Origin of the sequence: Pelosinus propionicus DSM 13327 (assembly GCF_900114615.1) — a bacterium.
In the GTDB taxonomy this organism is placed as follows: domain Bacteria; phylum Bacillota; class Negativicutes; order DSM-13327; family DSM-13327; genus Pelosinus; species Pelosinus propionicus.
The window spans coordinates 43,765-55,878 of sequence record NZ_FOTS01000014.1 but is presented as its reverse complement, the minus strand read 5'-3'; the positions used below and the strand labels follow the sequence as shown (position 1 = coordinate 55,878).

General features: G+C 35.6%; 10 protein-coding genes. 9 read left to right on the top strand and 1 reads right to left on the bottom strand.

Translation table 11 applies throughout. The features are described from left to right. The first annotated feature begins 199 nt into the window (after positions 1-199). The 3 genes from BMZ99_RS09365 (at position 200) to BMZ99_RS09355 (ending at position 2,820) form a co-directional block, all read left to right on the top strand. A complete protein-coding gene (locus BMZ99_RS09365; protein WP_090935799.1) occupies positions 200-1,543 on the top strand; it encodes an ABC transporter substrate-binding protein in 1,344 nt (447 codons plus the stop codon). A 197-nt stretch (positions 1,544-1,740) separates the two neighbouring features. Beyond that, complete coding sequence (locus BMZ99_RS09360; protein WP_090935795.1) at positions 1,741-2,199, top strand: methylated-DNA--[protein]-cysteine S-methyltransferase; 459 nt, start codon at positions 1,741-1,743, stop codon at positions 2,197-2,199. A gap of 63 nt (positions 2,200-2,262) precedes the next feature. Continuing rightward, a complete protein-coding gene (locus BMZ99_RS09355) occupies positions 2,263-2,820 on the top strand; it encodes a DNA-3-methyladenine glycosylase family protein (protein ID WP_245754894.1) in 558 nt (185 codons plus the stop codon). A gap of 110 nt (positions 2,821-2,930) precedes the next feature. Here the strand turns inward: BMZ99_RS09355 and BMZ99_RS09350 are convergent, their stop codons facing one another. Next, positions 2,931-3,503, bottom strand: coding sequence for a hypothetical protein (locus BMZ99_RS09350; protein WP_090935789.1), 573 nt, complete (start codon positions 3,501-3,503; stop codon positions 2,931-2,933). 217 nt (positions 3,504-3,720) lie between these two features. Between BMZ99_RS09350 and BMZ99_RS09345 the strand changes: the two genes are divergently transcribed. From BMZ99_RS09345 to BMZ99_RS09320, 6 genes are all read left to right on the top strand, one after another. Continuing rightward, entirely contained in the window at positions 3,721-4,341 is a 621-nt protein-coding gene (locus tag BMZ99_RS09345) for a superoxide dismutase (RefSeq protein ID WP_090935786.1), read from the top strand. 254 nt (positions 4,342-4,595) lie between these two features. Then, positions 4,596-5,801: a protein adenylyltransferase SelO gene (locus BMZ99_RS09340; protein ID WP_245754893.1), complete on the top strand. Its 1,206-nt coding sequence runs from the start codon at positions 4,596-4,598 to the stop codon at positions 5,799-5,801. Between the two features lie 26 nt (positions 5,802-5,827). After that, the gene (locus tag BMZ99_RS09335) at positions 5,828-7,150 is read left to right on the top strand and encodes a tyrosine-type recombinase/integrase (protein WP_090935783.1); all 1,323 of its coding nucleotides are present in this window, start codon (positions 5,828-5,830) and stop codon (positions 7,148-7,150) included. Next, entirely contained in the window at positions 7,147-9,495 is a 2,349-nt protein-coding gene (locus BMZ99_RS26720; RefSeq protein WP_217645069.1) for a hypothetical protein, read from the top strand. Before BMZ99_RS09335 ends, BMZ99_RS26720 begins: the two co-directional genes overlap by 4 nt. Continuing rightward, positions 9,492-11,435, top strand: coding sequence for a tyrosine-type recombinase/integrase (locus tag BMZ99_RS09325; protein WP_090935780.1), 1,944 nt, complete (start codon positions 9,492-9,494; stop codon positions 11,433-11,435). Before BMZ99_RS26720 ends, BMZ99_RS09325 begins: the two co-directional genes overlap by 4 nt. Then, on the top strand, positions 11,375-11,998 hold the full coding sequence (locus tag BMZ99_RS09320) for a hypothetical protein (protein WP_090935777.1): 624 nt from the start codon (positions 11,375-11,377) through the stop codon (positions 11,996-11,998). The genes BMZ99_RS09325 and BMZ99_RS09320 overlap by 61 nt, the downstream gene beginning before the upstream one ends. The last annotated feature ends 116 nt before the right edge of the window (positions 11,999-12,114 follow it).

Below are 12,114 nucleotides of genomic sequence, written 5' to 3'. Positions count from 1 at the left end.
ATGCATCTATGCTATGTATATATCTTTTCCAAATAATTCAGAATTTTGCTATAAGAATCAAAGAAAGAATAAATAAAATATAAGCTATAATATAAAAAAAAAGAATAAATTGACAATTTATAAAGAATATCAGTAGTTATTAAAGCATATAAGTTCATAATAAGATTCTTCGTGATTATGGAGAGAGGTGACATTTGTTATGCTCCAAAAAACAGCGACAAACTTAGTGTTTGTATGTATAATTAGTGGTTTGTTATTGGCAGGATGTGGACAGAAGGATGCAACTGCTATTGTGGTTCAAGAAGAAGTAAGGGAAAAGGTAAATATTGTATTTTGGGATGAAAATACTGGTACTGACCGTACTCCATACTATCGAGTATTAATAAAAAGATTTGAAGAGCAGAATCCCAATATTCATATTGAGTATATTGGTCTTCCTAAAATATCTGCTAAACAGAAAATTGACACAGCTATTGCTGTAAATGATCTTCCTGATGTGTGTGGTGTACCAACCAGCTGGGTAGCGGATTTTGCAGCACAAAATGTATTGCTGGATCTGGATACATTCTTTGATCAATGGGATGAAAAAAATAAGTTATCGCCATCAATCATTCAGTCGAATCGTGATATGGTACTAGATAAAAGACTATACCAACTTCCTAATACAATGAATATGGAGATTTTATGGTACAGAACCGATTGGCTGAAAGAGGCTGGCATAAAGCCTCCTGAAAATTGGAATGATTTTTTTTTTACAGTAGAGAAAATGACTGATAAAGATAAAAAGAAGTATGGTTTTACGATTCGTGGTGGAGATGGTGCGGCAATACAATTGCTAAGAATGATGTTTGCTTATTCTGGCTTAACTAACTTTTGGGATGAAGATGGAAAATGTCAAATTAATCATCCTAAACATATTGAATTTGTGAAAAAGTACATGTCTCTTTATAAAAAATACACTCCAATGAGTGATATAACGAATGGATACAAGGAAATGATTGCTGCTTTTGATACTGGCACAGTGGCTATGGTTCAGCATAATATTGGATCCTATTCACAACATAACAAATTCTTAAAACCAGAGCAATATGCTCCGGTACCTTTGCCTAAAACAGTGGATGGTAGATTTATACAAGAAAGTGGAAATACGAATGGGTATGGTATTTTCAAAACAACTAAACACCCAAAGGAGGCATGGAGATTTGTAAGTTTTTTATGCTCACAAGCAAGTCAAAGCTACTGGAATCAAAGCATTGGGCAGGTTCCGACACATTTAGATTCATTAAAAGAACCATGGGCAAAAGAATTGCCTCATATGCAGCTTGTATTACAAATGCTTTCTAACCCAAATCTTAAATTCTATCAGCCTCCAATGTATTTACCCGAATATCGTTCCATTTTTGATCAAATTGGCGACCCTGGTATCCAAGCTGTAATGACTAACAAGAAATCAGTAGAAGAGTTTCTAAATGAATGGGCGGCAGCGTTTGAAAAATCAAAAAAGAAATATGATAAATATGTAACTGATAAAAAGAATAGCTAAATTTTAAGAAAAATTTTGATTCCTTCACATGTATTATATTAAGGAGTATCTTGCCATGCAGGACAAGAAATCAAGACTGCGATGGATTTTTTGAAAAATTAAAAAGTGATATTCCGAAAGACAATTAACGTTTGTATATTATATAATAAAAATATAAAATGAGTGGGCAACCTATAGAAGTGCAGGAGAGGGCAGCCATGAAAAATATCTTTTTCTATCAAACGAATATTGGGGAAATTGGGATTGTGGAAAGCAATAATGCAATTACCAATTTATTAATGACAAGAGAAGGCGCTCCTCAGGATGCCGTTGTGAAGGAAACAGCAGTGCTAAAAGAAGCAGGCAAGCAGCTGCTGGATTACCTTACAGGAAAGCGCAAAACATTTAAACTTCCCCTTGCTCCAGAGGGGACGGCATTTCAGCAAACAGTTTGGAAGGCGCTGCAAGAAATCCCCTGTGGCGAAACACGAAGCTATAAAGATGTCGCGAGAAGTATCGGTCAACCAAAAGCTGCTCGTGCAATTGGCATGGCTAACAATAAAAATCCCATTTTGATTTTTATTCCTTGCCATCGAGTTATAGGTGCAAATGGAGATTTAGTTGGTTATGCTGCAGGGCTGAAGGTCAAAGAACATTTATTGAATTTGGAACAATAGATGGGATACGTAAAGACGAAGTTTTTTTCATATGGTCAAAGAGAAATTGAGCACCTGCAAAATGTGGATAGCATACTTGGCGATGCAATGAAACGATTGGGGAAGGTTGAACGTGAGGTGATTCCTGATCTGTTTACAGCTCTTATCCATGCGATCGTTGGACAACAAGTTTCTGTTAAGGCAGCGTATACAGTTTGGCATAGAATGCAGCTCCATTTTGAAGATATGATTCCGCAGCAGATTGCTTTTGCTACGGTGGAGGAAATACAGCAATGCGGTATGTCCACAAGAAAAGCGGCTTATATTAAAAATGTTGGCGAAGCGGTGATGTTCTGCAGTTTGAATCTTATGGAACTATATAACCTGCCAGACGAAGAAGTGATTAAGCGCCTATCTAGAGTGAATGGTATTGGTGTCTGGACGGCAGAAATGCTTCTTCTTAATTCTATGGAACGTCCTGACATTGTTAGCTGGGGCGATATTGCTATAAGACGGGGCATGATGAACCTCTATAATCTTTCTGATATTACAAAAGAACAGTTTGAAAAATACAAGAAACAGTATTGTCCTTACGGCTCTGTAGCATCCATCTATCTTTGGAAATTATCCTTTGAATCATAAGCAGCAAAAAAATCACATAAAACAAACGCCTGCCAGAATCTATACGGATTCGGCAGGCGTTTATGTTGTAATTGTGAGGGAAAAGAATGATATTCCATGTCATATGAAATTTAAGCTGAATTCATTAATGCTTTCAATACATCTTGCCAGCTATTCGCTATATGAATTGCTTTCTCATACGCTGGAGTATTACGCTGTGTCTTAACAGGAAGGCAATTTATCATAATAGTATTATGGTCAGAGTCTTTTAGATGCATTACAACATGTATCGTATTTACATTGGAGTCTGACTTATTACGAATCAAGCCGCCAATGGGGCCTAAACTTTCTAAAAAGGTCTTGCCGATTCTGTCAGTCAGTTTAGTTTCGTTACGAATTGCCGGATTATTTTCAATGATTGAGACATCTATAATATCATTAGGCTCGAAGATTTTATATGACATAGTAGTGGATACGATACAAAATCTTTTTGACTCGACGTCAACATAGAGGAATCCTGATAAATCGATACCATCGACAATTGTACATGCACTTGAAGCTTTAAAGCCATCTAGCTTTGCGACGATCGTGTCAGACTGAACAGCTAAAGCATGAACTTTCTTTTTTAATTGATTACCTTTAAACATTCCAAAAATCAAGGCCCCAATCGCTCCAAGGGCTGTTAATAAGAATATATCAGTCACGGTGTCACTCCTTATTTCCGTTAATAAAGTACTATTACTACAAATAACGGTGTATTCCTGCATAACAGAAGAAGAAAGCCTATGGACAAGGATGGGAAAGGGATAACAGATGTAAATAATCATTATTAAATAATTAAAAACACTAAAATAGACTGACTATTTCCTACTAGAATAGTATGATATAAATACAAACAGCGAATCAAAGGAGGTTTCTAAGATGAAACAGGTAGAATTAAAATATGGGTTTGAGGCATTGGAGCCTCATATTGATGAACTTACTATGAGGACGCATTATAGCAAGCATCATGCGACGTATATCAATAATTTTAATGTGGCATTGGAAAAACTCCCAGAGCTATCCGGGAAGACAGTAGAGGAAGTCTTGGCAGATCTGCCTGCGATTTCTGATGCGGCGCTGCGAGCTGCTATTCAGAATAATGGAGGCGGTTTTTATAATCATAATCTCTATTTTACAATTATGTCACCTGAAGGCGGCGGAGAACCGGCAGGTGCTTTGGCAAAACGAATCGAGAAAGAATTTGGAAGTTTCGCTGAGTTTAAAGAAAAAATAAAATCTGCAGCTGTTGGTCGATTTGGGTCAGGATGGGCATGGCTTTCTACCGATTCTGAAGGAAATCTTGCAATCAGCTCTACTCCCAATCAAGATAATCCTTTGATGGAAACAGGCAACAAATGGATACCCATTCTTACTATTGATGTATGGGAGCATGCTTATTATTTAAAGTACAAAAACCTGCGCCCCGATTATATCGAAGGTTTCTTTCAAGTGATTGATTGGAAGGAGGTAGCTAGATTATACGAAGCGTCGATTACATAATGACTTTTAGAGGCTCCGCTGCTTTTTTTGAGCACGGAGCCTTATTTTTTGATTAAGACTTTGCATGAGAAGCAGTTTCCTTAACATTTTATCGAATCCTATTTGTGATCAGTATAATAAACCTGCAAAGGCAGAGACTAAAAAAAGTCTGCCTCATGTTGCTATAGTACGTAACCTAAACAGCATAGAATGTTTATGGTCTTTATTAATAGAAGCAAACTAGGATGCCAAAGGAAAAGGAGATTTGATAAAAAATGGAATCAGGATGGAAGTTAGATAACAGTTATGCCCGGCTGCCAAAATCATTTTTCACCAGACAGAGTCCAACTGCTGTACCCTCTCCGAAGTTAATCATTTTGAATGATCCCCTGGCAGTATCCCTGGGATTGAACGTCCAGGAACTTCAAAGCAAGGATGGTGTAGCAATATTTGCTGGGAATCAGATTCCAGAAGGAGCTTTGCCTTTAGCTCAAGCTTACGCAGGGCATCAATTCGGAAATTTTACAATGTTAGGGGATGGGCGAGCCCTGCTGATTGGCGAGCAAGTCACTCCTCATGGTGCGCGGCTTGATATTCAACTTAAGGGGGCAGGTAGAACGCCATATTCCCGCCGGGGCGATGGAAGAGCAGCATTGGGACCGATGCTGCGCGAATACATCATCAGCGAAGCAATGCATGCTCTTGGTATTGCAACTACACGGAGCTTGGCGGTAGTAACAACCGGTGAGTCTGTAATCCGCGAGACTGACCAGCCTGGCGCGATTCTGACCAGGGTAGCTGCTAGTCATTTGCGTGTCGGTACGTTTCAATATATTTCAGCATGGGGAACCACTGAAGAACTCAGGGAATTGGCAGATTATACATTGCAGCGACATTTCCCGGGTGCTGAGGATACAGATAATCACTATCTTTTCCTACTACAGGAAGTGATTAAGCGCCAAGCAGCATTAATTGCAAAATGGCAGTTAGTTGGGTTTATTCACGGGGTAATGAACACCGATAATATGACTCTTAGTGGAGAAACGATTGATTATGGTCCCTGCGCCTTTATGGATGCTTATGATCCAGTGACGGTATTTAGCTCGATTGACCTCAAAGGCCGCTACGCCTATGGCAATCAGCCCATGATTGCCGTATGGAATCTTGCAAGATTTGCTGAAACTCTATTACCATTACTGCATGATAATGAGGAGCAGGCTGTCAAAATAGCCCAAGATGCAATCTCAAATTTTACTGCCATGTATCGTTGTAACTGGCTGGCGGGAATGAGGGCAAAACTAGGAATAGTTACTGAAGAGGCACAGGATGAATCTCTTATTGAAGACCTCCTGAGTATGATGCAGAAGTATCATGCAGATATGAGTAGTAATATAAGTGTACAAACACTGAAATTACTACTTGTTTTTTTTTGTCACTTTAATATAATATGGTTGGTAAATATTATGTCCATTTATAAATAACAACTATTAACAGAACGGGGGTAAATATGGGTGTTATAAAAGAAAGGCAAATGAAACTTGGTACGATTTATGAACGTTATGATAGTAAAGGAAATATTATTCAAACTGCAGGTGCTTTAGGGTTTGTGAAAGAATCAACAGAAAAAGGCTTTACATACTTTATGATAATGGATTTAAACGGACAATTAATAGAAGATGCTAATACTTATCTAAACACGACTATACAAAATTCAAATTATAAGAAAATAGAAAAAGCTTTTACAGCCCTCAAATTGTTTTTTGCCTTTCTCAGTCTATATTCTCTAAATGATTACAAAAATGACTTCACGAATGAAAACCTAACCCAATTAAGAACATTCTTAGAAGGTGGAAAAATTGAAGGTAAACTATGGAATATTGATTTATCGGCAAGAAGTAACAGTACCGTAAACTCCTACATTGGTGTATACCGTGATTTTTATAAAAAAATGTATCGTATTAACGACAATCCTTTATTCGATAAATATTCTATAGAATGGGGACAAGGCAAAAAAGAAAAATATTCTAGTAATGAATCATCACCAATTCCAACCCAAGTACCTATGTACATTAAACCAGATGAATACTCAAAAATTATTGAGGACATTAAAGAATATCACAGTCTACGCGACAAAATTATCGTTGACCTAATGTATCAGTACGGTCTTAGAATTGGGGAAGTTCTTGGATTGACATTAGAAGATATAGATGAAAGTGAATTAGGAAATCCGCGAATCATTATAAGAAACAGAGTATCCGACAGACCTGACCAAAGTGCCAAGGGCGTTTTAAAAGTAAAATCGGCTCACAAGTATAAAACATCAGAATATAGGACTTATGGCGTTGGTTTCCAAATCGTATACATTAGTCAATACATGAAAGAAGAAATCGAGGAATACATTGATGAATCAAGAGACGAATTTTTATTAAATCGCTCCGATAAAAAAAGAAATAATTTAGATAAACTAGCTTTTGCAGATTATATCGGAACGAAATCATTGGAGAACAATGAAAATCAATACCTGTTTCTTAGTGATAAAAGATATTCTCCACTAACACAAGTCGGTTGGAACTTCGTACTCCGAGATATTTTTACCAAAGCAGGAATACCGCTAGATAAAGTTGTTCGGGAACACAATTTAAACCATCGTTTTCGGCATGGGTTTGCTATGGTAAGAGTAAGATCAGGAGTGGGAGTTGAAGAATTAGCAGAGGAACTGCGCCATCGTAGCACCGAAAGTTGTAAGGCATATTATAGACCTGATGAAAAGGACAAAGTAGAATTGCTAAATAAAAATCAAGATAATCAAAAGGAGAAATATCAATTTTGATAACTAAGTTGTCAATTGCCGAAGCATTAAGCGATAATTCTATGCTAACTTTGGTAACAAACTGGATGCAAACTGATGAATGGAAAGAAAATATTGCGTCCCTTCCTCCATCTGAACCATACTTAGTAACACATGCTTTTAACAACTTTGTAGAGTTGCTTTCTACTTATGTAATAAAAGAACAAGATTTAACATGGGAAAATTATTGTAAGATAATTCATGGCACTCCTAGACTATATAGGTATCCAAGACTATTACGAAAATCATTTAGAGAATTTTTTAAATTTGCCTCTAAAGAAGCGAAAGACCAAAATGTACGGACTTACTTAGAACAATATAGTTATTTATTCATTGAAAATGAGATATACTCAAACAAAAATAACCGCAACACTCCTTTTTTAGAGCAGACCATTAGTAACTTCCCAATAAACTCTACCCCGTCTGAAGTCTTGCAAGTCAAAGTACCAAGCAGGGGAAATGAAGAAATTGTTACGCATAACATATTTCTTGGCACAGATAATCCCTTAATGCACGAACTTTTGGAGTCATTTATTAATTTTAAAATTACCGCAGATGCTAGATGGATTCATTTAATGAGTCGAGTTTGCTATAGCTTTTTTAATGCTAGTTTATCGCAAGCAAAGATTAGCGATATAACCGACTTCACAGAAGCGACATTCAAAAGTCAAGTTGAATATTTTAACAATTTATTTTTGGAATTGAAATTGGAACCTTCAGAGAAAGAAATAAATTCATTTAAATTCCTTGTCCATTTTTACATATTTTTAAATGATGTTCACCAAAAATCAAATGGTAAACAATTGCTTTTATCTTCAACTTTTAATAAAGATGTATTATTATCAAAACAGGTCAAATCATTAAATAAAGACTTCCAGTTTGTGATCTTAAACCCATTAGATAGTATCCCTGAGTTCGATAAGTGGATTCTCTTTAACCAAGGCACCAAGTCTAATATCTCACACGCAGTAAAGAAAAAAAGAATCGACTTCACGTTAATAAAAAATCCACAATTAAGGATAGACATGAAACAATATGTATGGAGCACTACTTTTCAGCCCAATGGTTTCCCATACAGTCGGTTTGTAACGTTCTTAAATGCGACAGACGATTTTTACCAATCAAGAACAAAACTATCACATATAACCGATACCGACAAACTAACTTTCTTCTCAAATGAGTTTTTATTTTTCTATTATGCAAAGGTTGTTTCCGACGAAAAATATAGTAAGAGTTCCCAAAACAACACTATTCAGGCGATCAGGTCTTTTTTGAAATACCATCAAGACAAATATAAGATTTCTAATATAGTAATAGAGCAGTGGAGACGAAAATCGTCTATGAACGAACGGGGAGGGGTTCCGTTTTCTCCAATAGATTTTGAACAAATTCGTGATGCTTTTAAAGAAAGTATAAGGAATGAAGAGGATGAATTGCTTTATATCGTCTTTCAATTAGCAATGAGTACCAAAATTCGCACAGGAAATATTCTTAGTCTTAAAAGGGATTGCATTGTTTCTGTAGACGAGCAAGCAGGTTATGGAAAAATAAAATATGTTCACAAAACGTCTCACTGTGAACCCGTTGAAGAGGTATTACTCCTTAATCACATACGATTAATCCAAAAGTCTATACAATATTCTCAGAGAGCATTTGAATGCGCTGATGAACGACTAAAAAAATATATTTTTATAGGGTTTAGTAGGTTATGGAATAGCCAAAGTCGTGTTTCTATATCTTTGAGTAGACGCTATGAGCATACGTTCAACTCCCTAATTGATAATTTATATCAAGAGAAAAGAATCAGCAAAAAGTATTCCTTTAATAGTGCAAGAGACACATACATGAATGATGTTTATGAAGGTGTCGAAGACGGGCATTATTCAACGCTAGAGGCTACAACGTTATCTGGCGACAGTCCTAAAACTGTATACAAACATTATCGAAAACGAAACAGAATCAAGCGTTATTTGGAAGCTGTAAATGAAGTCTTTCTATCTTCTGAGGAGGTTTGCGGTACTGTTTTAAAAGATGAAAAAATGGTTGATGAGAGCTTCGCCCCTATCCAGAACAATGCAGGTATATGTTCTGCTATCGAGTGTACGAAAACAGGCGTTGAAGAAGACTGGTTTTATAAATGTTTAGCTTGTACTAAATTTGTAACAACTTGTGAACGCATCCCCATATTTGAGCAACGTTTAGAGAATTTCAAAACCAAAAGAGAAGAATCAACTTCTGAAACAGAAATGAATTACTACACAGGATTAATTGAATTGTATAGTGCTTACCTACTTGAAATGTACTTAAAATTGGAGGATAAAAGTTGAGTACAGATAATGAAATATATGAGGAAATCTCTTGGAATGTAGAAGTTGTTCAACAACTAATTAACAAAGAAAAAGATGCTGATAATTTATTTGTAGAGCTGGACTCTTACTTTACAGTTGGAATACGGTTTTCGGATAGTTTTTGGGATTTTAATTTTGCAAGAAAAATCCCGCTTAGTGCCGATAAGAACAGGTTTGATTTTGCAAAAATCATCTCAAAAGAATTTCGGGTAATTATTAAAAAAAATGTTATTCGCGATTTATATATAAGCAAAAATAATCGAACGACAACTACACATGGGTATTATATGCGTATGAGACGTTTTGCTTTATTCTTGCAGAACGAAAAATTTATGCACAATTTTGCCCACATTACACCCTCTATAATACAAGAGTATATTGATAAGAAACTTAGTAACACAACTAAAAAGAATATAAGTACTAATCTATTCGCTATTCGCAAAATGCTTGATGAACTTGAATTCGGAGGTTACAGCCTCGATTACAGTAGTTTCGAGCCAATTATGAATAGTATTCCGGTAGGAGAGATAATAGCAGAATCAGAGAGTAATAAACACCCTAATATTCCTAAACAATTACATGAACGAATTATAAAGTGTGCCTTACGTGACATGGAAGACGAAACTCTAAGGCTACAAAGTTGTATTATGGCTTGCTTAATTGTTATATTAGCCCGTACTGGAATGAGAAATGGAGAACTACGAATCTTAGAAGCGGGCAAGCTAAAAGAAGAAACGATTTTCAAAAATAAAAAGAGTGCCTATTACCTTGAATTTTTCACCTTCAAAACGACTAGCACAAGAGAAGGTAGATGGACTCAGACATTCTTATTTCCCGATTCGCTAAAAGCCTACCAGACGCTCGAAAAAATAACCGAAGAACAAAGAAACAAATTAAATACTAATTACTTAGTTAATTCATATAAAGGGCGAGTGCTTTCAAATACATCATTTTACGACAGGTTTGACGGTTTTTTCTTGAGACACCAAGAAGAACTAGGATTTAACTCTCTTTCTGAAATAGAAAAATTACAACTTAAACAAAGAACGTTCAAAAATTTACTGGAGGCTAAAACATTTAAAAGTAATTACTGTGAACCAGTAGACTGTGATTTGCTGTTGAGCCAACCTATTTACACCCTAAATCCTCACCAATTTCGTGTTGCATTAGCGAATTGGTTAAAGGATAGAGGATTAACTATAGAATGGATTCGTGAACACATGAATCATATGGAATCGGAAATGACAATGTGGTACTTTAGAGATCCCGAAAGCGTTAAAGAAACCCTCTACTATCGTGCTTCTATGGATGGCACTAGGATTGAAGCCCAAAAAGCTAATCTTGTCAAAGAACTAACCGATCCAGATTTAGTACAAGCATATGAAACAATTAACAAGTTTCTTAAAAAGAAGAAACTTAATATATTTAAAAACATAGATGAAATTTTAAGAATTTTAAAAAAATCCGCAGTAAAAGAATCACTTGTTGGTATGTGTACCAAGGCAATTGGAACTCTATGTGAACAACAAAAACGTTTGGCTTTACTGGAAAAACATTTTTATATTTCTTACCAATTACCTGACATCACATCTTTTGATTTTAATTACAAGCGGCTAATAGAAAAACTAAAAGTTGTCGAGCATAATAAAGCTCTTTCTCAAATAAACCCTAAATTTCAAAAGGATTATGAATTAGAATTTACTGCATTGAAAAACTTTTATCAAAACCGCTTTAAACCAGAACATGAGGATTTAGTTGAGAAAGTGGCGATAGATGGAGAGATCGAAATCCTCAAAGCATACCCTCAGTTAAAACAAGTGATTGGTAGACTTACTGAAATAGATAAGGAGGTTCAGGAGTGGGTGAAGAAGTTGAACTTAGAGAATTTGTTAGCGAACGAACAAAACAATATAAAATAGGTGAGTTAACAATCCAAAGTCCTAAAATACAGGACCAGCTGTTCCAAATCGAAGAATATTTGCAGAGCCTTATTCTCGCACAAAAAGAGATGGCTATAAGAATAAAAGAAATTAGTAAAATAAACATTAATTCTGTCTCGGCTGGAGCTAAAGTACCACGAAGCACTATATACAACAACAATAGAACTCTTCAAGTTTATATCGAAAAACGGTGCAAGGAGATTGAAGACCAAGACATTTTGCAGTTAAAAAGGTTTAACAAGGTTAAAGCCAATGATAAAGCGATTCAAATTATAATTGACGGACTGCAACTTCAAATAGTTGATAACTATGAATTAAAACAGCAAATCAAAGAAGGAGAAAGACAATTAAAATCTCAGATTGGTCAACTTGAAGATAAACAAAAAGAAATCTTTGCACTACAGAAACAAATCAACGAATTACAAAAGCGACAAAGTGGTTCTACCGTTATACCTATCAATACTAACACCAATAAAGTAGCTAGTCGTTCCCAAAAACGAAATCCCAAGGAAATTACTGCAGTCAAGAAAGATAATGAATAAAAACGCAGGAAAACAAACCCAAGGATAGCTTTTTTAGCTAAAATATGATAAGAATATCGATGACAATAAGTTTCGGCTAATCACAAGAATAAGTATACTTTCATAAACAAAAGTTA